Annotated in this window: 25 protein-coding genes and 2 pseudogenes; 18 read left to right on the forward strand and 9 right to left on the reverse strand. The window is 68.4% G+C overall.

Features of this window, described 5'->3' with window-relative positions; genetic code table 11:
- Window positions 1–96: 96 nt before the first annotated feature.
- From lipB to OHB56_RS12095, 4 genes are all read left to right on the forward strand, one after another.
- Window positions 97–894 carry a lipoyl(octanoyl) transferase LipB gene (lipB, locus tag OHB56_RS12080; protein ID WP_326752269.1) on the forward strand — a complete coding sequence of 266 codons (798 nt, stop codon included), beginning with the start codon at window positions 97–99 and terminating at the stop codon, window positions 892–894.
- Between the two features lie 150 nt (window positions 895–1,044).
- Window positions 1,045–2,010: a lipoyl synthase gene (gene lipA, locus OHB56_RS12085; protein WP_406353146.1), complete on the forward strand. Its 966-nt coding sequence runs from the start codon at window positions 1,045–1,047 to the stop codon at window positions 2,008–2,010.
- A 270-nt stretch (window positions 2,011–2,280) separates the two neighbouring features.
- A complete protein-coding gene (locus OHB56_RS12090) occupies window positions 2,281–2,484 on the forward strand; it encodes a hypothetical protein (RefSeq protein WP_055595259.1) in 204 nt (67 codons plus the stop codon).
- A 178-nt stretch (window positions 2,485–2,662) separates the two neighbouring features.
- Window positions 2,663–3,364: a DUF4191 domain-containing protein gene (locus tag OHB56_RS12095; RefSeq protein WP_055629093.1), complete on the forward strand. Its 702-nt coding sequence runs from the start codon at window positions 2,663–2,665 to the stop codon at window positions 3,362–3,364.
- A 98-nt stretch (window positions 3,365–3,462) separates the two neighbouring features.
- On the opposite strand, the gene OHB56_RS12100 is transcribed toward OHB56_RS12095, so the two are convergent.
- A complete protein-coding gene (locus OHB56_RS12100; protein WP_326752272.1) occupies window positions 3,463–3,930 on the reverse strand; it encodes an RDD family protein in 468 nt (155 codons plus the stop codon).
- Window positions 3,931–4,195: 265 nt separating this feature from the next.
- On the opposite strand from OHB56_RS12100, the gene glnA reads away from it, so the two are divergent.
- Window positions 4,196–5,605, forward strand: a complete 1,410-nt coding sequence (glnA, locus tag OHB56_RS12105) for a type I glutamate--ammonia ligase (RefSeq protein WP_406353149.1) — start codon at window positions 4,196–4,198, stop codon at window positions 5,603–5,605.
- 147 nt (window positions 5,606–5,752) lie between these two features.
- On the opposite strand, the gene OHB56_RS12110 is transcribed toward glnA, so the two are convergent.
- Complete coding sequence (locus tag OHB56_RS12110; protein ID WP_406353151.1) at window positions 5,753–6,706, reverse strand: tyrosine-type recombinase/integrase; 954 nt, start codon at window positions 6,704–6,706, stop codon at window positions 5,753–5,755.
- Window positions 6,707–6,837: 131 nt separating this feature from the next.
- Between OHB56_RS12110 and OHB56_RS12115 the strand changes: the two are divergent.
- A pseudogene (locus OHB56_RS12115) lies at window positions 6,838–7,185 on the forward strand (contact-dependent growth inhibition system immunity protein); the annotation flags it as partial.
- 45 nt (window positions 7,186–7,230) lie between these two features.
- Here OHB56_RS12115 and OHB56_RS12120 read toward each other — a convergent pair.
- Together OHB56_RS12120 and OHB56_RS12125 are read right to left on the reverse strand one after the other, a co-directional pair.
- Window positions 7,231–8,124 carry an IS5 family transposase gene (locus OHB56_RS12120; RefSeq protein ID WP_406359014.1) on the reverse strand — a complete coding sequence of 298 codons (894 nt, stop codon included), beginning with the start codon at window positions 8,122–8,124 and terminating at the stop codon, window positions 7,231–7,233.
- A 365-nt stretch (window positions 8,125–8,489) separates the two neighbouring features.
- Window positions 8,490–8,948, reverse strand: a complete 459-nt coding sequence (locus OHB56_RS12125; protein WP_406353152.1) for a hypothetical protein — start codon at window positions 8,946–8,948, stop codon at window positions 8,490–8,492.
- A 132-nt stretch (window positions 8,949–9,080) separates the two neighbouring features.
- Between OHB56_RS12125 and OHB56_RS12130 the strand changes: the two genes are divergently transcribed.
- Complete coding sequence (locus tag OHB56_RS12130) at window positions 9,081–9,410, forward strand: hypothetical protein (protein ID WP_406353153.1); 330 nt, start codon at window positions 9,081–9,083, stop codon at window positions 9,408–9,410.
- 133 nt (window positions 9,411–9,543) lie between these two features.
- On the opposite strand, the gene OHB56_RS12135 is transcribed toward OHB56_RS12130, so the two are convergent.
- Window positions 9,544–10,752, reverse strand: a complete 1,209-nt coding sequence (locus OHB56_RS12135; protein WP_406353155.1) for an HNH endonuclease — start codon at window positions 10,750–10,752, stop codon at window positions 9,544–9,546.
- 1,097 nt (window positions 10,753–11,849) lie between these two features.
- Between OHB56_RS12135 and OHB56_RS12140 the strand changes: the two genes are divergently transcribed.
- Window positions 11,850–12,215 carry a restriction endonuclease gene (locus tag OHB56_RS12140; protein WP_406359016.1) on the forward strand — a complete coding sequence of 122 codons (366 nt, stop codon included), beginning with the start codon at window positions 11,850–11,852 and terminating at the stop codon, window positions 12,213–12,215.
- 213 nt (window positions 12,216–12,428) lie between these two features.
- Here the strand turns inward: OHB56_RS12140 and OHB56_RS12145 are convergent, their stop codons facing one another.
- Complete coding sequence (locus OHB56_RS12145; protein ID WP_406353157.1) at window positions 12,429–13,214, reverse strand: hypothetical protein; 786 nt, start codon at window positions 13,212–13,214, stop codon at window positions 12,429–12,431.
- A gap of 212 nt (window positions 13,215–13,426) precedes the next feature.
- On the opposite strand from OHB56_RS12145, the gene OHB56_RS12150 reads away from it, so the two are divergent.
- On the forward strand, window positions 13,427–14,653 hold the full coding sequence (locus tag OHB56_RS12150; RefSeq protein WP_406359017.1) for an IS701 family transposase: 1,227 nt from the start codon (window positions 13,427–13,429) through the stop codon (window positions 14,651–14,653).
- Between the two features lie 326 nt (window positions 14,654–14,979).
- On the forward strand, window positions 14,980–15,264 hold the full coding sequence (locus tag OHB56_RS12155; protein WP_406353159.1) for a hypothetical protein: 285 nt from the start codon (window positions 14,980–14,982) through the stop codon (window positions 15,262–15,264).
- Window positions 15,265–15,530: 266 nt separating this feature from the next.
- Here the strand turns inward: OHB56_RS12155 and OHB56_RS12160 are convergent, their stop codons facing one another.
- Window positions 15,531–15,989 carry an ankyrin repeat domain-containing protein gene (locus OHB56_RS12160; protein ID WP_406353161.1) on the reverse strand — a complete coding sequence of 153 codons (459 nt, stop codon included), beginning with the start codon at window positions 15,987–15,989 and terminating at the stop codon, window positions 15,531–15,533.
- A gap of 82 nt (window positions 15,990–16,071) precedes the next feature.
- Window positions 16,072–17,247: a DUF3103 family protein gene (locus tag OHB56_RS12165; protein WP_406353163.1), complete on the reverse strand. Its 1,176-nt coding sequence runs from the start codon at window positions 17,245–17,247 to the stop codon at window positions 16,072–16,074.
- 267 nt (window positions 17,248–17,514) lie between these two features.
- On the opposite strand from OHB56_RS12165, the gene OHB56_RS12170 reads away from it, so the two are divergent.
- Window positions 17,515–17,775, forward strand: a complete 261-nt coding sequence (locus tag OHB56_RS12170) for a hypothetical protein (RefSeq protein WP_326752274.1) — start codon at window positions 17,515–17,517, stop codon at window positions 17,773–17,775.
- Between the two features lie 107 nt (window positions 17,776–17,882).
- Here OHB56_RS12170 and OHB56_RS12175 read toward each other — a convergent pair whose 3' ends face one another.
- On the reverse strand, window positions 17,883–18,191 hold the full coding sequence (locus tag OHB56_RS12175; RefSeq protein ID WP_055597179.1) for a hypothetical protein: 309 nt from the start codon (window positions 18,189–18,191) through the stop codon (window positions 17,883–17,885).
- Between the two features lie 232 nt (window positions 18,192–18,423).
- On the opposite strand from OHB56_RS12175, the gene OHB56_RS12180 reads away from it, so the two are divergent.
- The 7 genes and pseudogenes from OHB56_RS12180 to OHB56_RS12210 all read left to right on the forward strand — a co-directional run bounded on the left by OHB56_RS12180 (window position 18,424) and on the right by OHB56_RS12210 (window position 24,265).
- Complete coding sequence (locus tag OHB56_RS12180) at window positions 18,424–18,783, forward strand: arsenate reductase family protein (RefSeq protein WP_406353165.1); 360 nt, start codon at window positions 18,424–18,426, stop codon at window positions 18,781–18,783.
- 116 nt (window positions 18,784–18,899) lie between these two features.
- Entirely contained in the window at window positions 18,900–19,583 is a 684-nt protein-coding gene (locus tag OHB56_RS12185; protein WP_406353167.1) for a hypothetical protein, read from the forward strand.
- 249 nt (window positions 19,584–19,832) lie between these two features.
- Window positions 19,833–20,006: pseudogene (locus OHB56_RS12190) on the forward strand (glutamine synthetase); the annotation flags it as partial.
- A 386-nt stretch (window positions 20,007–20,392) separates the two neighbouring features.
- Window positions 20,393–21,082, forward strand: coding sequence for a winged helix-turn-helix domain-containing protein (locus OHB56_RS12195; protein WP_406353169.1), 690 nt, complete (start codon window positions 20,393–20,395; stop codon window positions 21,080–21,082).
- Between the two features lie 67 nt (window positions 21,083–21,149).
- A complete protein-coding gene (locus OHB56_RS12200) occupies window positions 21,150–22,199 on the forward strand; it encodes an SDR family oxidoreductase (RefSeq protein WP_406353171.1) in 1,050 nt (349 codons plus the stop codon).
- A 69-nt stretch (window positions 22,200–22,268) separates the two neighbouring features.
- Complete coding sequence (locus OHB56_RS12205; protein WP_406353173.1) at window positions 22,269–23,627, forward strand: sensor histidine kinase; 1,359 nt, start codon at window positions 22,269–22,271, stop codon at window positions 23,625–23,627.
- On the forward strand, window positions 23,612–24,265 hold the full coding sequence (locus OHB56_RS12210; protein WP_326752280.1) for a response regulator transcription factor: 654 nt from the start codon (window positions 23,612–23,614) through the stop codon (window positions 24,263–24,265). Before OHB56_RS12205 ends, OHB56_RS12210 begins: the two co-directional genes overlap by 16 nt.
- Window positions 24,266–24,465 lie beyond the last annotated feature (200 nt).

Genomic DNA, 24,465 nt, shown 5'->3' on the forward strand with positions numbered 1-24,465 from the left:
GCGCCTTACCGCGTTTCCGTGTCCCCGCCTGGCCGCTTGTTCGCCCTACTGCCTTACTGCCCTACTGCCTTACTACTGTCCGGGGAGGCGCTTGCCGTGAGTGAGCTGCGGTTCGTCCGAATGGGTTTCGGAACCGAGGCCGTCGACTACCGGGTGGCCTGGGACGAACAGCGCCGGGTGCACGCGGCGCGGTTCGCCGACGAGGTGCCCGACACCGTGATCCTGCTGGAGCACCCCCCGGTCTACACGGCCGGCCGGCGCACCCAGGACAGCGAGCGCCCCCTCGACGGCACCCCGGTCATCGACGTGGACCGCGGCGGCAAGATCACCTGGCACGGCCCCGGCCAGCTGGTGGGCTACCCGATCCAGAAGCTGCCCCGCCCGGTGGACGTGGTGGCGCACGTGCGGCGCCTGGAGGAGGCCCTGATCCGCGCCTCCGCGGAGTTCGGCGTGACGGCCACCCGCATCGAGGGCCGCAGCGGGGTGTGGGTGCTGGGCGACCCGGTCGAACAGCGCCCGGCGCTCGGCGGACTCTCCCTGGACTTCGACCCCCGTCTGACCGACGAGGAGTTCGACCCGCGGCTGAACGGCCCCGAGTACGCGCCCTCCAACGCCGGCCAGCGCCGCGAGGACCGCAAGCTCGCCGCCATCGGGATCCGGGTGGCCAAGGGGGTCACCATGCACGGCTTCTCGTACAACGTGCAGCCGGACAACAAGTGGTTCGACCGGATCATCCCGTGCGGCATCCGCGACGCGGGCGTCACCTCCCTCGCGGCCGAACTGGGCCGCGACATCACGATCGACGAGGTGCTCCCGGTCGTCGAGCGCCACCTGCGCGACATCCTGGAGCACGCCGACCCGAAGCCCCGGGAGATCGTCCGCGCGAGCGCCTGATCCGGCCCGGCGCCGGTCCGCTCCGGACGAGAGGCCTCGGCCTCGCATCCGGGAATGAGCCCCGCGTCTCGGAGGTTGGCCTGAGCGGCAGGCCCAACAAACACGGGCGTACCCTGGTGTACGCCGAAGAATCGAAGCTAGGGAGCCGATGTGTCCGCAGTCGCACCCGACGGACGCAAGATGCTGCGCCTGGAGGTCCGCAACAGCCAGACCCCCATCGAGCGCAAGCCCGAGTGGATCAAGACACGGGCGAAAATGGGGCCCGAGTACACGAAGATGCAGAACCTCGTGAAGAGCGAGGGCCTGCACACGGTCTGCCAGGAAGCCGGCTGCCCGAACATCTACGAGTGCTGGGAGGACCGCGAGGCGACCTTCCTCATCGGCGGCGACCAGTGCACCCGGCGCTGCGACTTCTGCCAGATCGACACGGGCAAGCCCGAGGCCCTCGACCGGGACGAGCCGCGCCGCGTGGGCGAGTCCGTGGTCACCATGGACCTGAACTACGCCACCATCACCGGCGTCGCCCGCGACGACCTGGAGGACGGCGGCGCCTGGCTGTACGCCGAGACCGTGCGCCAGATCCACGCGCAGACCGCCGCGCGCGAGACCGGCCGCACCAAGGTCGAGCTGCTGGCCCCCGACTTCAACGCGGTCCCGGAGCAGCTGGCGGAGGTCTTCTCCTCTCGCCCCGAGGTGTTCGCGCACAACGTGGAGACCGTGCCCCGCATCTTCAAGCGGATCCGCCCCGGCTTCCGCTACGACCGCTCCCTGAAGGTCATCACCGCCGCCCGGGACTACGGCCTGGTCACCAAGTCGAACCTGATCCTCGGCATGGGCGAGACCCGCGAGGAGGTGAGCGAGGCTCTCCGGCAGCTGCACGACGCCGGCTGCGAGCTCGTCACCATCACGCAGTACCTGCGCCCGTCGGTGCGCCACCACCCCGTCGACCGCTGGGTGAAGCCGCACGAGTTCGTGGAGCTGAAGGAGGAGGCCGAGCAGATCGGCTTCTCCGGCGTGATGTCGGGCCCGCTGGTCCGTTCCTCGTACCGCGCCGGCCGCCTGTACCAGATGGCGGTGGAGAAGCGCGGTACGTACGTCGCGGCGCAGGCCGTCTGACGCGACGCCCCGCCCGCTCCGGCACCGGACGAGGCATGCGTGTGAACTCGCGCACAAGATCCTACTGGCCAGTAATGGCCGAGAAGACGCGGTCCCGGCCGTCCTCGCAGATGAGGGCGCACGCCGGGGCCGCGTCGGCTTTCGCGGGGCCCGAATCTCGGCTTCATGTCCGTTTGACCGGCAGGTCATGCCCTGGTAACACCAATCAGTGACCCTGGAATCACGCCATGTGCTCCCGCACCCGAAGACACTTCGAGGGGGACCTCCACCATGCAGGCCGCGCCCGTCCGCGCCACCGCCATCCCGTCCTTCGGCACCGCCCTGCGCGCTGTCGAGTCACTTCTGATGAGTGGCGGCCAGCGCACCGCCCGCCGCAACGCCTGGACCTCCGTACTGGAGGACCGCCGCCGCGCCAAGGACCGGGTCGAGGCACAGCGCGTGCTCGACCAGTCCCCGACCGTCACCATCCTCTGACCCCTTCCTCGCCTCCCGGACTCCACCCGCCCCCGCCGGGTCCTCGCTCGACGGCGGTCCCGCGCCCGCTCCCCGCGCGGCACCCGTCCGTCGCCCTCCCCTCTCCTTTCCTCCCCCGTTCGGCCCCTCGCGGACACTGCCGTCGTCCCCGCTCCCGGGGGCACGTAGACTTCGTGGCATGGCGAGGAAGGAAACCGCAGCGGACGCTGCGAACCCCGGGCGACTGAAGCAGATTGCCCTGACCTACAAGATGACCCGCAGGGCCGACAAAAAGATCGGTCTTGTACTCGCGGCTGTCGGAATCGTCACCTTCGGTGTCTTCCTCGCGATCGGTTTCTTGATCGGTCACCCCATCTATCTCGGCATCCTGGGCTTCCTGCTCGCCTTCCTCGCGACGGCGATCGTGTTCGGGCGCAGGGCCGAGCGAGCGGCCTTCGGGCAGATGGAGGGACAGCCGGGCGCTGCCGCGGCCGTACTGGACAACGTCGGCCGGGGCTGGACCACCACCCCCGCCGTGGCGATGAACCGCAACCAGGACGTGGTGCACCGCGCGGTCGGCAAGGCCGGCATCGTGCTGATCGCCGAGGGCAACCCGAACCGGGTGAAGAGCCTGCTCGCCGCCGAGAAGAAGCGGATGAACCGCATCGTCGCGGACGTCCCGGTGCACGACATGGTCGTGGGCACGGGCGAGGGCCAGGTCGAGCTGAAGAAGCTGCGCACGACCATGCTCAAGCTGCCCCGCGTCCTCACGGGACCGCAGGTCACCGCGACCAACGACCGGCTGCGCGCGCTGGGCGACCTGATGAGCAACATGCCGCTCCCGAAGGGCCCGATGCCCAAGGGCATGAAGCTCCCCAAGGGCGGCCCGAAAGCCCGCTGAGGCCCGTAGACGACACTCACACGAAGAGGGGGCGCCCGGAATCATTCCGGGCGCCCCCTCTTCGTCGTAGCGGCTTCGTCGTAGCGGCGCCGCCGACGTCAGATCCGTACCTCGACCGTGCGGGCGAGCCGGTCGTGCAGGCCGCGGCCGTCGCGGTCCCAGACCAGGGCGGGGACGGCCAGGCAGAGCAGCGCCGAGCGGACCAGGGCGCGCACCGGCTGGACCCGGCCGCTCTCGAGGCCGACGACGCGCAGGCCGAAGAGGCGCTTTCCGGGAGTGAAGCCGACCGTGCCGACGGTGAGGACGCTCAGCACGAAGAACAGCAGGAGCGCCCAGTTGCTGGTGCTCTGCCCGTAACCGTCGGTGATGAGGCCGTATGCGATCAGGACGCACAGCGCCCAGTCGACGGCCAGGGCGCCGAGCCTGCGTCCCGGACGGGCGAGGGAGCCCGGTCCGTCCTCCGGCAGCCCCAGCTGCTCGCCCCGGTATCCGAACTCGGCGCCGGCCTCTTCCAGGGCCGCGCGCGGCCCGGAGAGCCACGATCCGATTGCCTGCCTGTTGTCCACCCGACCACGGTACTGCGCCCGTACACGACGGGCGCAGGGCGGGGTGGACCGGGAAGGGAACGGCGGGGAACCGGGGAGAACGACGAGGCGACTACGGGAGGCGACCGGGCTACCGTGAGAGATGCGCCGGTTAACTTGTGCGAAACAAATGGGTCACGCCCGAGAAATCACCCCTGCCTAGGGTCGAGTGCAGCGTGGGCCACCCGCACTGGCCGCACGAACGATCTACCACCCCGGCGGGACGGTCGGGAGTAGGAGGAGCTGGATGTTCCAGAACGCCGACGAGGCCAAGAAGTTCATCGCGGACGAGGACGTCAAGTTCGTCGACGTCCGCTTCTGCGACCTCCCGGGCGTGATGCAGCACTTCACGGTGCCTGCTGAGGCGTTCGACCCCGATGAGGAGCTGGCCTTCGACGGATCCTCGATCCGCGGCTTCCAGGCCATCCACGAGTCCGACATGGCGCTGCGCGCGGACCTCACGACCTCCAGGGTCGACCCGTTCCGCCGTGACAAGACGCTGAACATCAACTTCTTCATCCACGACCCGATCACGGGCGAGCAGTACTCCCGCGACCCGCGCAACGTCGCCAAGAAGGCCGAGGCCTACCTCACCTCCACCGGCATCGCGGACACCGCCTTCTTCGGCCCCGAGGCCGAGTTCTACGTCTTCGACAGCGTGCGCTTCAACACCTCGGCGAACGAGTCCTTCTACCACATCGACTCCGAGGCGGGCGCCTGGAACACCGGTGCGCTGGAGGACAACCGCGGTTACAAGGTCCGCTACAAGGGCGGCTACTTCCCGGTCCCGCCGGTCGACCACTTCGCCGACCTGCGCGCCGAGATCTCCCTGGAGCTGGACCGGGCCGGCCTGAAGGTCGAGCGCCAGCACCACGAGGTGGGCACGGCCGGCCAGGCCGAGATCAACTACAAGTTCAACACCCTGCTCGCGGCCGCCGACGACCTGCAGCTCTTCAAGTACATCGTGAAGAACGTCGCCTGGCGCAACAACAAGACCGCGACCTTCATGCCGAAGCCGATCTTCGGCGACAACGGCTCGGGCATGCACGTCCACCAGTCGCTGTGGACGGGCGGCTCCCCGCTGTTCTACGACGAGCAGGGCTACGCCGGCCTGTCGGACATGGCCCGCTACTACATCGGCGGCATCCTCCGGCACGCCCCGTCGCTGCTGGCCTTCACCAACCCGACGGTGAACTCGTACCACCGTCTGGTGCCGGGCTTCGAGGCCCCGGTGAACCTGGTGTACTCGCAGCGCAACCGTTCCGCCGCGATGCGCATCCCGATCACCGGCTCGAACCCGAAGGCCAAGCGCGTCGAGTTCCGCGCCCCGGACGCCTCCGGCAACCCGTACCTGGCGTTCTCGGCGCTGCTGCTCGCGGGCCTGGACGGCGTCAAGAACAAGATCGAGCCGGCCGAGCCGATCGACAAGGACCTGTACGAGCTGGCCCCCGAGGAGCACGCCAACGTGGCGCAGGTCCCGACCTCGCTCGGCGCCGTCCTCGACCGCCTCGAGGCCGACCACGAGTTCCTCCTCCAGGGCGACGTCTTCACGCCGGACCTGATCGAGACGTGGATCGACCTCAAGCGCACCACCGAGATCGCCCCGCTGGCCCTGCGCCCGCACCCGCACGAGTTCGAGCTCTACTTCGACGTGTGATATTGACCCAGGTAAGAGCGGGTTTCCGCTCCCCTGGGCCGTCTGTGGGCCGTCGGCCGTGTCCTTCCTGCGTGGAAGGACACGGCCGACGGCCTGTTTCGGGCCCTGCACCGCGAACGATCGTCGGGGCTACGGCCGGGCCGTCGCTCAGATCAGCGAATCAGCTTCGCCAGGACCGGTGTCCGCACCCGGCACACCGAACGCGGCATCGATGGCCCTACGGGCACGGTCCTGACTGTTCGGCATGAGGTGCGTGTACGTCCGGAGCGTGAATCCCGGGTCGGAGTGACCGAGGTACTCGGCCAGGGCCTTGATGTTCTCTCCCGAGTCCAGCAGCACCGACGCGTAGTAGTGCCGCAAGGCGTGCATGCCGTGCTCACGCGACGGCTTGAACCGCTCCCCCGGCACCCGTTCCGGAATAACGCCGGCAGCAATCAGAGCGGGCTTCCACAGGTACATGTTGAAGTAGTTCCTGTTCAGCGCCTTACGCTCCCGCGAGTAGAACAGCAATTTCGCTGTGCCCGGCGGGCCGTCCGGGGTCTTCCACGGCAGAGTGACGTCGATAGGGGGCCGGCGGGTGATGTGTGCGGCAAGCGCATCCGACACCACGCCGGGCAGCGGCACGTCTCGCAGCTTGCCTCCCTTGGGCGGGGCGAACACCATCTGCGGGCCGACCAGCTTGACCTGTCGCACGACGTGCACCGCTCCCCCGACGAAGTCGACTTCGTCGACGGCAAGCCCGAAAATCTCACCCTGCCGCAAACCGCACCCGGCACCGACGTCGACGGCCGTCGCGTACTGGCTCGGGAGTCCGTCCCGGACGGCGACCACCCGGTCACGCGTCCACGGCTTGATCTTCCGCCGATCCAGCTTGGGCGCCCGCACGGAGCCTGCGCGGCAGGGATTCCGGGCCAGAATGCCGTCGTCCACGGCAGCACCGAACACAGCAGAGACGTTCGCGAAGACCGTCCGCTGATACGACGCTGCCATCCCGGAGTCTGCGAGGGCCCGTGCCCACATGCGGATATGGGCAGGTTGAAACGCGCTCGGGGAGCGAGAGCCGATGTAGGGGAAGGCGTGCAGCCGGAGCCTCAGCTCCATGTTCACGATGGTGGAAGGATCTGTGGTCTGAGATGCCAGCCACTGAGACCGCGTTTGAGATCTCGTCGTAGGACAATCGAGCGGTGACGTGACCCCCGAACTGTGACCGCTCCCTTGAAGAGCTTGAACGTGACCGCTGGCCAGCCCCGTCGGCCGACGCCACCCGTCTTGTCGCTACTGCACACGCCTTGCGGCGTCGGCCGATCGGCGAGCTGACAGTCGAGGACATGCGTCTGTTGATCGGGCAGGACATAGGACTGCCCTACCTCCTGCCGCTGGCCCTCAAGGTGCTGCGGGACAACCCGATGGCAGAGGGTGTCATGTACGAAGGCGATCTGCTGTCCGCGGTCCTCACCAGGAACCCAGCGGTCTGGACCGAGTCTTCCGGACTCGGCCGAGAGCTTCGCGCGATCGTCTCGGAGTTGACCGACCTGCCACCTGACCTGCAACAGAAGGTTGAACGGTTCCTGACTCCGTAGCGCGCTGACGCGGAATGTTACCCATGGGCGGGCGGACCGGCGTGTCTATGGAACCTTTCGCGCAAGCGGGCGCGGGCCCTGCCGTGTCGCCGGCCGACCGCGGGTGAGGCGGCGGACCATGAGGCCGATCATTGCCCAGCGGATCATGGTTTCGGAACGGGCCGGGCTGGTCTCGTAGTCCCTGGCGAGGCGGCGGTGGGCGGTGAGCCACGAGAAGGTGCGCTCGATCGCCCAGCGCTTGGGCTGGACCTGGAAGCCGCGCTGGCCAGGATCCTTGCGGACGATGTCCAGCTCGCGGCCGAGCACCTGGGTGGTCCAGTCGACCAGGCGACCGGCGAAGCCCTGATCCGCCCAGATCTTCCGAATCTGCGGATGGTCGAGTCGAGTCCACAGCAGCGGCCGCTTCGCGCCATCCCGATCCTGGACACTGGCCGCGACGACATGGATCGCGACGAGCAGGCCGAGGGTGTCGGTGACCAGGAACCTCTTGCGGCCCTTGACCTTCTTGCCCGCGTCGAAGCCCCTGGTGGCCGCCGGGACGGTGTCGGCGGTGCGGACAGACTGCGAGTCGATCAGCCCTGCACTCGGCTCTGCGTTTCGGCCGTCGGCCTCACGGACCCTGCCGCGCAGGACGTCGTGGACGTGCTCGACGGTGCCGTCGTCGTGCCACCAGGTGAAGTACCAGTACACAGTGGGCCAGGGCGGGAAGTCCTTCGGCAGCTGCCGCCAGGCGCACCCGGTCCGCACCACGTAGAAGATCGCGTCCACGGTCCGCCGACGTGGGTGCTTCTCCCGACGCCCACCCCTCGGCCCTACTCGCGCTGGCGGCAGCAACGGCTCCACCAACACCCACTGTTCGTCCGTCAGATCCGACGGATAGCCGCCCCCAACACCACTCACGCAGAGTTCAACGACCGCTCCATCGCACAGGCACGGCAGATCTCAAACGCGGTCTGAGGTGGGTTCTCGGTGATGACTGGGACTTCCTAGATACGTAACCTCGAGGCGGAGGGGGACCGGATCCGATCCGTCGCCATCCCTTGGCAGTCGCTAGGCGTACAGCAGCGAAGTACAGCAACCACAGCAACCGGTCCCACCCAGTAGCGTCCGCGTAAGGCCATAACGCAACCGGTATGAGCGCCGCCGACCGATTCACATAGAGCTACGGATCAGAAGGTCTCTGAAAGGGCGGTTCCTGAGGTGTTGTCCGTTTCCCGGTGAGGTTGGGGCGGGGCTGTTGGTCGCGAGGGCTCGGTCGGTTACTGCTTCACACGGCTTCCTGCATCGTTGTCGTCGAGTGCGGGTCACTGCCTGTCGGCGTTCCTCCGCAGGGTGGACTTCCGGGCCGGCCGGCGAATGATGTCGTCGTCGCTCGGCTCCCGGGGCACGTAGAAGAAGCCGTCGACCGTGTCCGGGTCGTAGTGCACAACGGCGTTCTCCTCCTCGAGCATCAGGCGCCAGGCGTAAAGCCGTTTGGACCGATCCTCGTCGAGAGGCATGCCGGCCCGGCGCCGTGCCTCGGCCCGGAGCATGGCGACCTGATACCGCTGGCGGTGCTCGAGATTCACGGCCCAGGGAATGAGATCGTCGTCCCGCGCGATGCGACGGTCGAGCCCCCTGCGTCGGCGGAAGTTGCCCCACATCGATGACACAGTTTCGATGTTGTACTTCCGCTTGTACTCATCGATCATCTCCTTGTAGGTCCAGCCCTCCTCGAACCACCTGATGACCTCGCCCTCGTCCACGATCTTGCGCTTTCCCACGAGTACCCCCTCAGATTCCGCTTCTTGTTCGCATGATCTTATGAGACGTACTTGCACTCGCCGGTCCGCGTGCTGTCAACCTTGCACAGCGACAGCGCGAAGGCGTCGTCTCGGGATCAAAGTGGGAGTGGGATGAAGGTCGAGATCACCGCCTGCGACATTGACCGCCGGACTCCGGCGAAGTCGTACGAGATTACGGTGGACGGCGGGAGAACGGTCACGCTGAGCCTGTGCCGAGCACATGCCGCGCCCCTCGAAGGGCTCATCGAGATCGCTACGAAGGGGCAGGACGCGGCGAGCGCAGCAAGCGCGGGCGTCAGGACCGGCGCTGAACAGGCAGGGGCCGTGACGCTGCCTGTCTCCCCGTCGGCGTCCGAGGAACCGGCCAGGAAGCCGAGCGCCCGGCGCCGGGCGCGGGTGACCACTCTCGAAGAGATCGAAGCGATGAAGAAGATGACCTGACATCCACGGCTGACATCAACACCTGCGTACAGCAACGCACGGCGGCGTACTGGCGGCGCGTTCCTCGCGTCGCTCACCTCGCGCTGAACGAGGTCTCCGCGTGATCCACCAGAAGGACGCACACGCCTACGGATCAGGTGGCGCTGTTGCTGGTCTTTTCGGCAGGCAGACTGCTGGCGGCACCGGTCTGCCTTCTCCACTCGTCGTAGCGCCAGCGCAAGGCCTCCTCATGTGGTTGGCGCGCGAGGCCTCGGAGGTTCGGAGTGGTGATGCCTAGCTGAGCCGGCGTCGGCCCCTCTCGCCTGGTGACTACTTCCAACGTTGTCGGGTGGAAAGCGAAGAGGTGGGCATCGAAAGCGCGGTGCAGAGCTGCGTTGAGGGGGATGCCGTTACGGGGATCATTCGTGCCATCGTCCGCGACGGGCCGCAGGTGGGCCGCTTCCAGCATCTCGAGAACACTGACACCGGAGAGTGGACAGCGGGGGGAGTAGCGCTGAAAGACTCCCAGCTTGAAGCGAGATTGATCGGGTCTTACTCGGACGCTCCGCTGTTCGTGACGACTTCTTCCCCCTGTGAGGGTGAACGGTTCATCGTCTGAGTGGTCCTTGGTCAGAACCTGCTCTGGCGGTGAGTCGTTGAAGGACAGGAGGAACGTGCTGCTTTGGTCGTCCCACCCTTCCACCCAGGCGAGTCGGGCGATACGCCCTTCTGGGCAAGGTGCAGGCGTAACCAAAACAAAGATGGGCAAGCGCGACTCGGCGGCTGTCTTCATGACGTCGATCTCTGAATCGACCCGGCCCCCGTCAGTCCTGGGGTACTGGTAGAGCACGCTCTGCTCGGTGAGGATGTCCGAGCGATGCGAGCCCGTGTCCAGGACGCCCTTCGCTAGGCCAGCGTTGCGGATGAGCGTGGTTTTCGCTTTGTCCAGCCACACACCGCGGCCTTCTCCGCAGGTCGCGAAGTCATGAAGGGCCTGGGGTGGCAGCACCCGGCCCTCGCGATCCTTCTGCACCTGCCAGTGCGACCACACGGCTTGGCGCCACGTTCTCTCCCCATCGACCGTGCCGGGAACGAGGTCGACGATAGTGAAGCCCAGCGCGCTCAGTCGTCGGTTGGCATCGGCTCGGCCCCCGCTGATGGGAGGGTTGGGCGGAGTGTCGTGCTCGTACTGGTAGGCGGCATTGGCTATGGCCTTGGCGTCATACAGCTTGCCGTTGTGCTGCACGTAGAACTTACGTGACCGCTTGAAGTCGTGGTCAGCCAGAAAGGCGTCCCGACCCGCCTGGTCGTACTCGTCCAACGCCCTGAGTACCGCTTCAAGACCGATCTCACCCTTGGCCATGGGGGAAGCGTAGGCAGGCTCCTCCCTGACAGCGGTGCTGGGGGGCCCTTCGGCACCGGCTGGGTGTCGTAGCCGTCCTCGCACCATTGGTGCGAGGACGTCAAAACGCGGCGGCAGGTGCCGGCCCCATGGGCCACGACTCCCGTTAGAGCCTTGGTGGGTGTGCTCTGGCCATCCTCTGGCCATGAGGCCGGAGGATGATTCCGCTGTGACGGGAAAGCAGCAGGTCACGGGGTATTTCACAGACGGCTTCTGGCCGGTCTTGAAAACCGTCGCGCTCCCAGCGCGGTACAACTTTCTCTACTTCATCAGGGCCCGCGCACGGCGCGGGCGCGCGCCGCCTCTGCGGCGCCGGCCTGCCTCCTGTCTTCGCCCCGGCTGGCCGCGCCCGGCGGCGCGCTACGTGCAGCGGGCAGAGGAGGGACAGTCACCACTCCGTGAAGGCCAGAGGCCGCGGCGGCATCGCTGAGCGGTTTACGTGGCCCGCGCACGGCCGTCAGCGGCCATAGCCGTAGTGCTGTTGACCAGGCCAGCGGCGGAAGGGGTGGCGCCCGGGCCGGGCGACCAGGCCGGGCAGAAAAGGCCGGCGGACCCGGGCCGCCGTACCGCCGCCGTCACGGACGCGAGCGTGTGAGCGGACCGAACGCCCTGGAGATGGTTGCAGGGGAGCTGGCTGCTGCCGCGCTGCGGCTTGGCCCGTCGCGGGCGCTCCGCTAGGTACAGACCTTCTACAACTGGAAAATACCGATATCCTCCGATCAAATAGTTGGTCACTTGGGGGGTTGATGACGCAGCCGGTAAGACCGTGGCATCAGGGCAGTGAGGGGCAGGACGCTACGGATCTGGGGGACGCTCACATGTCCCGCAGTCTTCCTTGGAGCGGGACAGACTTGACTCTCCTGCTGATAGTGGGAGGAGGAGGATCATGGCTTGCCTCATTCAACCCTGTCGGTGTTTTCATTTGGATCGTAGTTTCCCTAGTCATCGTTGGAGCTGCACGCAACGGTCGGCGGAACGCTGCCATAGAGCACAAACGCCAACTCGAAGCAGAGCGAATATTCGCGTTGCGGGCCCAAGAGATTGAGTCCTACTACCTGATGAACCCGCGGGAGTTCGAGCACGCAGTGGCATACCTGTGTCAGCGCGATGGTTGTTTGAACGTACAAGTCGTCGGCGGAGCGGGCGACTTGGGCGCGGATGTAATCGCTACTACGCCTGACGGTCGCCGAGTCGTGATTCAGTGCAAGCGATACTCTCCTACGAACAAGGTTGGTTCACCGGATCTTCAACGCTTCGGGGGCACTTGCTACAGCGTTCACAACGCGCAAGTCGCAGTACTTGTAACAACGTCCACGTTCACACGGCAGGCAATTGACTACGGGACCAGGCAGAGTATCCGGCTTTACGACACCACTGGGCTCTCGGCTTGGGCATCGAGGACGGGACCTGCACCATGGATGTGACAAGAACGGGCTGTTTCGCTGACATCAACGAGCGTGGACGGCGGCGAAAACCGGCAGCCCTCTATGGCACCGGTGCGCGACATGGGCCGCGACCACACCGGGGGAAGGTCGAACTCCTAAAGCGGGTGTCGGCGTTCGAATCCTGCCGGGGGCCAGCGCAAAGGCCCCGGACCGATCACGGTCCGGGGCCTCCGACCTGATACGTCCGCACCTTCACAACTGGCTCGACGCGTCACCGCGAAGCAAGGTATCTACAGCTTGCTTAAGATCGCGATTGTCCAAATCGTCTCGCCAGTGCACGAATTCTACTTTTATGCCCCGCCCCTGGGCGTCAGACATCATTTCGGCAGCAGCGCGCGTAAGTCTCCGATTAGAAATCAACAAATGACCTTCAGCGCTGACGCTAGCCATGCCGATCAACTGTCTTACATGCATAGCAGAAAGCGCCCTCTGCTGACCTAGATATTTCACTTCAATAGAAGCCGATCTCCGATCTGGGGTATGAATGCGAAAGTCGGCGCCAGCATCCACTCTCTGCTCAATGAGGTCATATTCAGGGTAGATGCGGATCAGTTCGACCTTGAGGAGGCTCCCATAAACGTGTGCAGAGGTCTGAATGAAAGAGGTGTCACTCGTCGCCCCGGGGTCCACGGTCCTGAGTACATCAAGAGTTCGGCGAGCTTCCTGAGGAGGCGCCTCGCGAGCCTCGTTGATTACTCGTTCTCGCCGACGCTTTGCCGCAAACTTCATTTGTGTATCCCCGTGCCCTAAGCTTAGAAGCGGGTTACCACTTATAAGCATAAGCAAGAAGACGATTCCACCCAGGACTAGGGCGACCGAACCTGCTTGATTATCCGTCACAAAAACAGCAGCGGCGCCAGACCCGGATAGCGCCAGTCCTGTTATTCCAGCCGCGAATCGACCCCAGGAAGAAAGAGGTTCTCCCTCAGCATCGTCGACGGTGTCGCTTTCATTGCATGGATCGGAAGTATCGGACATGGAACCACCTTATAGGTGGTTTATCGCGGGCGCTGAGATTTCCCTCACTCCTAATACTCCAGCCGGACTTCTGTATTTACCCTGGTCAACGGCCTGGCAGCGGGGAGTGTAGCGGGTGCGCTGTGGTCGCGGGACGGTCTTGCCGGGGCCGTCCCACCAACGTGTGCCCGCGCCGCATGTAATGACAGCGCGACGAGCAGTCCGTTGTCGTGATCCACGACGTACCGACGAACGCCTGGGACCTGGAACTCGAAGAACTCTTCCTGCGGATCGGTGGACGCTTCTCCCGTGTGGAACCACGCCGGCGAATGCGGGACTACGTCCGCGGGCTGCTCGGCCCGGTCGGCCGCAAGAACAGCTGGCAGCTCGCCGAGTACGCCGGCCACGCCACCCCACACGGCCTGCAGCACCTGCTCTCCCACAGCCGGTGGGACGCCGACGGCCTGCGCGACGACCTGCAAACCTACGTCGCCGAACAACTCGGCACGCCAGACGGTGTGTTGATTGTCGACGACACCGGATTCGTGAAGAAGGGCACCACCTCTGCCGGAGTGCAGCGCCAATATTCCGGCACAGCCGGCCGCACCGAAAACTGCCAGATCAGGGTGTTTGCCGCCTATGCCACCACCCGCGGCCACGCCCTGGTCGACCGCGAGCTCTACCTGCCCAAGTCCTGGACCGGTGACCGCGAGCGCTGCCGAGCGGCCCGCGTCCCCGACGACCGCACCTTCGCCACCAAGGGCGACCTCGCCCGCGACATGATCGAGCGCGCCCTGGCCTCTCCGCTCCCTTTCACCTGGGTCACCGCCGATTCCGCCTACGGCCAGGACTCCCACTTCCGTCGTTTCCTGGAAGACCGCGGCCTCTTCTACGTCGTGGCCGTGCCCAAGTCCCAGCAGGTGAACGGCCCGCGCATCGACCATCTCATCGAGCAGGCCCCGCTCGAGGCGTGGCAGCGTCTGTCGGCGGGGCAGGGAGCCAAGGGCGAGCGCTCCTACGACTGGGCCGCCGCCCGTCTGCCCGCCGTGGCCGAGCCCGACGGCGGCGAGCCGACCCGGCAGCGATGGATGCTGGCCCGCCGCAGCATCAGCAAACCCGACGAGATCGCCTACTACCTCGCCTGCGCCCCGCTCGAAGCCACCGCCGCCGACCTGGTCCGCGTCGCCGGTTGCCGCTGGAAGATAGAGGAGTGTTTCCAGAGCGCGAAGAACGAGTGCGGCCTGGACCAGTACGAGGTCCGCCGCTACGTGGGCTGGTACCGGCACATCACGCTCGCCATGCTCGCCCACGCGTTCCTCGCGGCGATGGCCGCCCAGGAACGCGAAAAAGGGGTGACACGGCCGACACGCCCGACCTCGTGGACCTCACACCGGCTGAAATCCGCCGTCTGCTGGCAACTGAACCCCGCCGCTATCCTGCAGGCCGCGACCACGCGGTGAACTGGTCCCGCTGGAGACGCCGCCACCAAGCACGAGCCCGACGCTGTCATTACATGCGGCGCGGGCACCCGTTGGTGGGACGGCCCCGGCAAGACCGTCCCGCGACCACAGCGCACCCGCTACACTCCCCGCTGCCAGGCCGTTGACCAGGGTAAATACAGAAGTCCGGCTGGAGTACTAAGGTGGTGCTCTGCTGTACAGCAGCGAGGTACAGCAACCACCATGCCGACAGCCGGACATCAGCGACCGTCCCGCCCATAGTTCGCATCGAGGAGGCATGGCTTTCAGAGCGGTGCTCCACACCTGGTGGGTGAGAGCATCTGCGAATGGCAGACGCACAGCTACCTTCAGGGTGGACCCTTCAGCAGATCCGCGACGTATCCGGGGACCGAGAGGCTGTCGCGCTGGATCCAGACCGGGCGGTGAAGTGGGTGGGCGGCACCGGAGCCCACGAGGTACTGCATCCAGAGATCATTCTCGGGTTCCACGACCTGTGCCTCGTGAAGCCTGTTCATGACGACGACTGGTACATGGGCAGCCTGTACGACGACCGCAGCATTGACTGCTGGTCAGCCTACGACGATCTGTACGAGGCGCTGCGCGGTTTGTAGCAGCATGCGGGCCTGCGTGCACTTCAGGGCATCAGTCGCCATGGCCCATGACCGGCCCGGGCCGTCTCCGGGCCGTCGGAGGGCACTCAACGACGACCAACGCTGACAACCACCGACGGTTAAGTCGCAGGTCGCAGCGTTGATCGATTACGCGGACGCAGGTCAGGGACCCGGCCCGTCACTTCTTCGACGTGTAAGGAGCACTGGCCGGACGCACGCCGCCCGGCCTCTTCTCCGCCCGCACGCACGGGCCGCTGCGAGGGCCGTCACCACCCTGCCGGGGTGGTGACGGCCCTCGCTGTCCCGGCCGGGCCCTGTCCGCCCGCTGCGAGGAGGAGTTCGGCCGTTCTCGTGTGGTGGCCGTTCCCGGCCCACTCGAGGGGCGAGCGCCCCTCGCCGTCGTCCTCGCGGAGACCGGGGTCGGCACCCTGGGCGAGGAGATGACGTACGACGTCGGCATGGCCCCAAGCGGCGGCCGCGCACAGAGGCGTTCCGTCCGTCTCGTCGCGGCTTTCCACGTCCGGGGAGGCTCCCGCCTCCAGCAGGAGGGCGACGATCTCCGTGGCCCCGCCGACGGCGGCCGCGTACAGCGGGGTGGTGCCGTCGGTATTGGCTCCGTCGGGATCGGCGCCCGCCCGCAGGAGCGCACGCACCGTGCCGGCCTCTCCGAAGGCCGCCGCCTCGACCAGCCTTCCGGAGAGCTTCTTCCGTCTTCGTCCGTTCATCGGGGCGAGCGTACGCGGATGCCACGTGCCGTACGGGGGCACTGCGCCGAACGACCCCGGCGGGGTCGTTCGGCGCAGGCCGTCAGAGTTCCGACACGAAGTACGGCGAGACGTTCATCCAGCCGTTGGCGGCCGCGCCGTTGCGGGTGCCCTTGGTGGTCTTGGCGAGGGTGTACCAGGAGTCGACGTAGTCCGGGTCGTCCGTCCACCAGGACGTGGGAACGGCGTCCAGGAGGGCATCGGCGAGCGGGGTGTACACACCCTGGTCGGTGATGGTGAGCAGGACGGTGACGATGGCCTTGGCCAGGGCCTGGTAGTTGGTGTCGCCGTCGTCCTCCATCATGACGGCGTCGGCCATGTTGTATTTGTAGTTGGACCAGTTCACGAGGACCTGGTTCGGGTAGTACGTGGTGGCCGCCTTGTTCAAGTACGGCATCTCGACGGTGTCGACGCGGGGCTTGCCGTCCTTGCCGAAGCCCGTGACCAGGGTGAAAATCTCGGCGTCGCCCTTGATTCCCGGTTCCTTGACGTCGGCGATCCGCACCGAGTCGATCAGGGTGGTGTCGATGCCGGCCGTGGCGGCGAGGGGGGACGAAGTCGCCTTCGCGGCACTGGTGTTCACCTCCGACGCGGGGGCGGGGACGTCCAGGCCCTTGGCCGCCAGGGCCTCGCCGACGACCTTCAGGCCCGCGGAGACCGCCTTGGCCCCGTCGATGTCCACCAGGTAGACGGGCCGGTCCGGGGCCTCGTCCGTGTCCAGGGTGTGGGCGTTGCCCCGGCTGTCGTACGCCGTGAACCCGGTGCCGTCGTCGTCGGACGGCGCCGCGGCCACCAGCGGGGCCGCGTCCTCGGCTCCGGCCTTCGCCGCCGGGGGCACGAGGGAGACCCGCAGCAGCGAGCCGACGTCGGAGGGCAACCCCTTCACGGCGGCGACGGCCCGGTCGGCTTCGGCGACCGGGGAGGCCAGGCGCCGGCCGGCGGCGGTGCGGGTGCCCTCGGTCAGGGCCCGCAGGTCCACCGCGTCCCCGCCCGAGGCGGCCGCGCCGAGCTGTCTCTTCCAGGCCTCGTCGGCCAGCGACCTCGCGAGGGCGCGGGCGGTCTCGTCCTCGATCCCGGCGACCGACGACGCCGTGCCGGTGGTGGCGGCCCCGGTCGTCGCGGCCTGCGCTGCGAACGCGGTGCCCTGGAGGGGTACCAGGACGGTTGCGCTCAGTGCGACCCCGATCAGGGTGGTGCGCAGGGGCGTGGATACGGTCAAGGTGATCTCCTGCTCGATGAGGGATGCGATCGGATGACGTACGGCTGTCTATGCGGGTAGACCCGACCTAATACATGAGCATGACAATCACCGGTCAAACCCTCGATCCGCACGTCTCTCACCTCGATGCCCGAGGGCGTTCGGGGCGGCGAACCGTCCGGCCCCGCCGGGAGCGGGACCCCCCGCACGTGTCCGGAACCTGCTTCCCCCGGCGAACCCGGCGAGAGATGATTGAACGGACACTGTTGTTCGAGAGAGGTCACGGGGATGTCCGAGAGGGACGACGAGGAGCGCGAGTTCGACATCAAGTGGGCGGACACGGCCGAGCACAAGGAGCCGTCGGCCCGGGCCCGCATGCTCGCCGCGCGCTGGAAGGACAACCCTCCCGGCCCGGTCCCGTTCCGCGGCGAGCCGGAGTACCGGGCGTCCCGTCGCTCGTCGTCGTCCTGGGTCTCCACCGCCATGGTCCTCGGCTGTGTCGCCGCAGTGATCGTCTTCCTCGGCTACATCAATTTCCGGCCGTACTGATCACGAGGGGCCGCTCCGCCCCCGCCGGTCACCGGGGCCCGGCCTGATCGCAGAACGACCGGGCACCCCCGGGGAGCGGGGGTGCCCGGCGTCGGCCAGGGATCGGTTCAACGGTTGTAGCGCATGAAGGCCCGGACCATGTGGCAGGTCGTGTCCGACGGCTGGTGTACGCCGATCAGGTTCGCCATGCCGCGTATCGTCTCGTTGCGGGCCTGGTCGGGGAGGTAGACGCCGGAGTCGAGCAGGGCGATGGCCAGCCGCATCGCCTTGAGGCGGCGGTTGTGCGTCACGTACCAGTCCCGCGGGCGGCCCGGCGGCAGTGGCCGCTTCGCCACGGGCACGCAGGGCATTTCGAGCTGGACGGCACGCTTCGCTGTGGACTGGATGGGCATCGGCTTGAGTGCGGCAGCGGGCACAGGGATCCTCCTGTCGCGGTCAGGGTGTCCACCGAGATCCACGCCGGCCCCGGCCACACCCTCGAACACTGCTCCTAGTTTACTGCCCGGCACTGACAACCGGGGAACCCGAAGCAGCCATCGAATGCCCAGGTGAGGTGGCGAATTGCAGCCGCGGAACACCCGGTTCGAAGGGGGCGCGTGAGGCCGGAGAGAAATCGAACAGAGCGGGGCCGGGCGTACTGTGGGCGGCATGGAGATCTGGATCAATCCGGCCTGTTCCAAGTGCCGGAGCGCCATCAGCCTGCTGGACGCCGAGGGCGCCGACTACGTCGTCCGCCGCTATCTGGAGGACGTACCGAGCCCGGACGAGATCCGGGAGGTGCTGGAGCGGCTCGGGCTGGAGCCGTGGGACATCACCCGCACCCAGGAGGCCGCCGCCAAGGAGTTCGGGCTCAAGGAGTGGCCGCGGGACGACGGATCGCGCGGGCGCTGGATCACGGCACTCTCCGAGCATCCCCAGTTGATCCAGCGCCCGATCATCACCGCCGAGGACGGCACGGCGGTCGTGGCCCGCACCGACGAGGCGGTACGGGACGCCCTGTCCCGCTGAAGCCCAACCTCCTTGTGACGCAGGCCACTTCGGAGAATCGGCCGGCGCGCTGAGCAACTCTGTTCGGGATCTCGTACATAGCGGCGTACGCTCCCCTACCGTTTCAGGAGGCGCGCATGTCGCGCAGGAGAACGCTCGGCCCCAAGAAGAAGATCGCGCTGCTGCTGAGCGCGGTGACGGTGGCCGGTGGCGGTGCCTTCGTCATGGCGAGCACGTCGAACGCCTCCCAGGCGCCCACCACCAAGTCGGCGGCCGACTCGACCGTCTGTCAGGGCCTCGCCACCGCGCTCGGCAACAACCAGAAGTTCATCGAGGGGCAACGGACCAACCCCGACGCGCAGTCCGAGGCGCGGATCGCCAACCGTGAAGCGGTCATCGCCCAGATCGAGCTCCAGCAGAAGGCGTCCGGGTGCACGGTGGGGGAGTCGGCTCAGGACTCCCAGCCTGCACAGCCCGAGCAGCCCGCGCAGCCCCAGCAGCCCGCTCCGGAGGAGCAGGCCGGCGAGGACGACGCCGCACAGAATCCGGGCGGCGGCGGTGCGGCGGCCTCCGGTGAGCAGGTGTGCAACGGCTCCACGATCACCCTCTCCGGCGAGGACGGCGCCCCGGCGGCGTCCAGCAACCAGTTCCCGGCCGGGACGCGGCTCAAGGTCACCAACCTGGACAACAACAAGTCCACGACCGTCGAGGTCACCGGTGTGTCCGGCAGCTGTGCCCTGCTCAACAACGCGGCCTTCGAGCAGGTTCGGGAGCCCGGCAAGTTCCTGATCCGCCGGGCGCTCATCGAGAAGGTGGGCTGAGGCCCCAAAGCCTGCCCCGGAACCCGGAAGCACCCATGAGAACCCCCTGAGGCGCAGACCGAGTTCGAGGGGCGGGACGTGCCGCAGCGCGTCCCGGCCCGGTCGCGCCCGGGGTGGGAGCCCTCCCCCGCTCGACCGCCGTCGAGAGCGGGGGAGGGCTCCCTGTCGTGTACGGGCCCGTCGTGCACGGCCCCTCCCCTGGCCCCTTCGCATACGACTCGCATACGACTCGCCTCCGCCACGCCGTGCTCACAGGGCGATCCGGGGCGCGGCGCCTCGGTCCGCATCCCGTGGCAGGTCGAGCGGGACGGCAAGGGCTACATCGAGGACCGCCGTCCGAACGCCGACGTGGACCCGTACCTGGTGACGCGTCTGATGGTCGACACGTGCTGCTCCGCGCCGGAGAAGGCCGGCCGGGTCTGAGCCGCCCCTCCCCCGACACCCGCTGGTGAAGCGAGGGGTGCCCGTCCGCCGGACGCCCCTCGCTCCGTCGGGTTTCGGGCCGTTCCGGGCGTCCACGCCGTGAACGGGGCTCCTGCCGGGGCCCGGGTTCTGCTTCAATGGGGGCATGGACGGTTTCCGGGAGCTCATCACGACGGGTCGCCATGACCTCGAGCCCTTCTGGCCCTCCCGTCAGCACGACGACTTCGACCGGGAGTGTTGCCGCGCGACGACCGCGCCGGCCCTCTGACGCCGTACATCCCGGCCTTCCACCGGCGCGAACCGCGTACGTCCTCGACGAGCCCGACCACGATCTCGCGGCCGTCGAGCATCTCGACGAACCCTTCGCGCGAAAGAGCTGACCTCTCATGGCGACCACTCGTCCTTTCCCCGCCGCGGCCGACGCGGCCACCACCGTCTCCGCGACCCCCTCCACCTCCCCCGCCCCGCTGGGCACCCCTGCCGGCACCTCACCCCACTCGTCCCGTACCGCGCCGGCGAACGGTCATCCGCGCCACCGGCTGCGGGCCGTCGCACCGGACGAGGTGGTCACGGTCGCCGACCTGCTCCCGCCGGGGGCCACCTGGCTGCCCGCGCCGCAGCACACCCTGCCCGCCCTGCCCGGACATCCGCCGATGGTCGGCTACCTGGTGCTGGTCCCCGCCGACCAGCGGCCGCCGTTCCCGGTGGCGGTCCCGGGCCCCGGAACCGGCCGGCACCCCGGCACGGCTTCCACGGCCGCGCCCGGCGCCGCCGACGACACCGCCGCCGGCGACGACCGGCGGATCCGGGTCGACACCGTGCAGCGCACCGCCGAGGTGGACGGGCGCCGACTCGACCTCACCTACCTGGAGTTCGAGCTGCTCGCCCATCTCGTGGCCCACCCGAACCGGGTGCACACCCGCGACCACCTGGTCGCCACGGTGTGGGGCTACGGCCATGTGGGCGACGGCCGCACCGTCGACGTCCACATCGCCCGGCTGCGCCGCAAGCTGGGCGCCGAGCACCGGGGCACGATCCAGACTGTGCGCCGGGTCGGTTACAAGTACCTTCCCTGAGCCCCGCCGCTCTGCTCTCGGCAGATCCCCGTTCCCCCACGCCACCCGGTCCGGCAGAGTCCGGCCCATGAGACTTCTGGTGCTGGGTGGTACGGAGTTCGCGGGACGGGCCGTCGTGGAGGCGGCGCTGGGGCGGGGCTGGGAGGTGACCGTCTTCCACCGGGGGCGGCACGCGGCCGTGCCGGGCGTGCGGTCGCTGCGGGGCGACCGCACGGCCGTCGACGGCCTGGCCGCCCTGGACGAGGCGGACGGCACGTGGGACGTCGTCGTCGACACCTGGTCGGCGGCCCCGCGTGCCGTCCGGGACACGGCGCGGCTGCTGCGGGACCGCGCCGACCGGTACGTGTACGTGTCGAGCCGTTCGGTGTACGAGTGGCCCGCGCCCGCCGGAGCCACCGAGGAGGCCCCCCTGGTGGCGGACGCCCGCGCGGACGCCGGTCACACCGACTACGCGCGGGACAAGCGGGGCGGCGAACTGGCCGTCGTGGACGCCTTCGGCGCCGACCGGTCGGTGCTGGTGCGGGCGGGGCTGATCCTCGGGCCGTACGAGAACGTCGGTCGGCTGCCCTGGTGGCTGAACCGGATGGCCCGCGGCGGCCCGGTCCTCGCGCCGGGACCCCGTGACCTGACCCTCCAGTACGTCGACGTCCGCGACCTCGCCGAGTGGATCCTCGGGGCGGCCGAGCAGGGGATCGGCGGGCCCTACAACCTGACCGGCCCGCAGGGGCACGAGACGATGGGCACGCTGCTGGAGGCGTGCGCGGAGGTGACGGGGGGCACGGCCGAGCTGCGGTGGACCGCACCGGAGACGATCCTGCGGGCGGGCATCGAACCGTGGACGCAACTGCCGGTCTGGGTGCCGCCGGACGGCGAGATGCACGACGCGCTGCACACCTCGGACGTCTCCCGGGCCCTCGCGACGGGGCTGCGCTGCCGTCCCGTCGCCGAGACCGCGGCCGACACCTGGCGCTGGCTCCAGGACCTCGACGGGGCCGCGCCCCAGCGCCGGGACCGGACGGCCAAGGGGCTCGACCCGGAGACGGAGGCGAAGGTCCTCGCGGAGATCTCGGAGATCGGGACGGTCCAGGAGCCGGGCGGAGGCGAGGAGAGGGTGTAGGTAGCACCACCCCGGAGTCGGGGGGTTCGGCCCCGTGACCGGGTCCCGCGGCTCGGCCAGACTGACGTCATGACCACGGAGCGCAGGAGCACGGGCCACACGAGCGGTGGCACGACGACCCCGGACCCCACGAGCACGGAGGCCGGGAGTCCAGAAGCCGGGAGCGGGGTCACGAAGAGGAGCGGCGGACGCGCACGGCACACCGAGGGCCTTCTGAAGGGAGCGCTGCGGGGACTGGGGCTGGCGCTGGTGTCGCTCCCGCTGTCGGTGCTGGCCTTCACCCTGACCCTGGTGTCGATCGCGTTGATCCCGGCCGGTGTCGGCATCGTCACCACGCCGTACGTACTGGACGGGGCCCGGACCTACGCGAACTGGCGGCGGGTGCTGGCCGCGGAGTGGGGCGGGGTGCGCATTCCGCCCGCGTACCGGCCGGTGCCGAAGGACGCCAACCCGTGGGCGCGCACCTTCGGGATGCTCCGCGATCCGGCGACCTGGCGGGAACTGCTGTGGCTGCCGGTCGACATGACCGCGGGGTTCGTCACCGCGCTGCTGCCGGCCGTGCTGCTGCTGTACCCGCTGGAGGGGTTCGCGCTCGCGGCCGGGCTGTGGCGGGTGATGCCGGACCCGTACTGGTACGGCTTCGTCCCGGTCGGCGACCGGACGTCCGCGCTCGGCGCCGGGGCGCTGGCCCTCGGGCTGCTCTTCTTGGCCCACTTCCTCTCCCCGAGCGTGCTCGCCGCGCACTACCGGCTCACCCGTGCCGTCCTCTCCCCCAGCCAAGGTGAACTGGAGGAGCGGGTAAGGGTGTTGACGGAGACCCGGCGGGACGCGGTGGACACCTCGGCCGCCGAGCTCCGGCGCATCGAGCGGGATCTGCACGACGGGGCGCAGGCCCGGCTGGTCGCGATGGGCATGGACCTGGGGACCATCGAGACGCTGCTCGACAAGGACCCCCAGAAGGCACGGCAGTTGATCGCGCAGGCCCGCAAGTCGTCGGTGGAGGCGCTGTCGGAGCTGCGGGAACTGGTGCGCGGCATCCATCCGCCGGTGCTGGCGGAGCGCGGCCTGGGCGACGCGGTGCGGGCGCTGGCACTGCGGCTCCCGGTGGCCACCGAGGTGAACGTGGACCTGCCGGGGCGGGCCGAGGCGCCGGTGGAGTCGGCCGCGTACTTCGCCGTCAGCGAGGTGCTCACCAACGCGGTGAAGCATGCGGAGGCGGACCGGATCTGGGTCGATCTGCATCACACCGAGGGACATGTGCGGGTGAGCGTCACCGACAACGGCAAGGGCGGCGCGGCGATCGGGGCCGGCTCGGGACTGGCCGGGGTGGAGCGGCGACTGGGTACATTCGACGGCGTCCTCGCCGTCAGCAGTCCCGCGGGCGGCCCCACCATGGTCACCATGGAGATCCCTTGCGCGTTGTCCTAGCCGAAGACCTGTTCCTGCTGCGTGACGGACTGGTCCGGCTCCTCGAGGCCCACGACTTCGAGATCGCCGCGGCGGTGGAGTCCGGGCCCGAGCTCAGCCGCGCGCTGGCGGAGCTGGACCCGGACGTCGCCGTCGTCGACGTCCGTCTGCCGCCGACGCACACCGACGAAGGGCTGCAGTGCGCGCTCGAAGCGCGCCGTCGACGGCCCGGACTGCCGGTGCTGGTGCTGTCGCAGCACGTCGAGCAGTTGTACGCGCGGGAGTTGCTGGCCGACGGCAGTGGCGCGGTGGGCTATCTGCTGAAGGACCGGGTGTTCGACGCGGAGCAGTTCGTCGACGCCGTACGGCGGGTGGCGGCGGGCGGCACGGCGATGGACCCGCAGGTGATCCAGCAGTTGCTGGCGCGGAAGTCGGCCGACGACCGGCCGCTGGCGCGGCTGACGCCCCGGGAGGGGGAAGTGCTGGAGGAGATGGCTCAGGGCCGGTCCAACGCGGCGATCGCCGGCAAGCTGGTGGTGACGGAACGGGCCATCGCCAAGCACACCGCGAACATCTTCGCCAAACTGGGCCTGGAGGTCTCGGACGACGACAACCGGCGGGTACTGGCGGTTCTCGCCTATCTCGACCACGGCCGGTGAAACCGGACCGCCGGGCCCCGCACCCCCTCACCGGATGCGGTTGATCGACAACTCCTCGTGTTTCAGGGGCTGTTGAAACCAGAGCGCCGCAAGAACTTCTCATCAATTTCCGGGACGGCTGAACACCCGTGGGGCGGTCCCCGTATTCAGGGGAGCCGCTTCACTCCTGTCGGGCGCCTCGATGCCCCGCAAGGGATGCC

The sequence above is a fragment of the Streptomyces sp. NBC_01635 genome, from assembly GCF_045209715.1.
In the GTDB taxonomy this organism is placed as follows: Bacteria; Actinomycetota; Actinomycetes; order Streptomycetales; family Streptomycetaceae; genus Streptomyces; species Streptomyces hirsutus.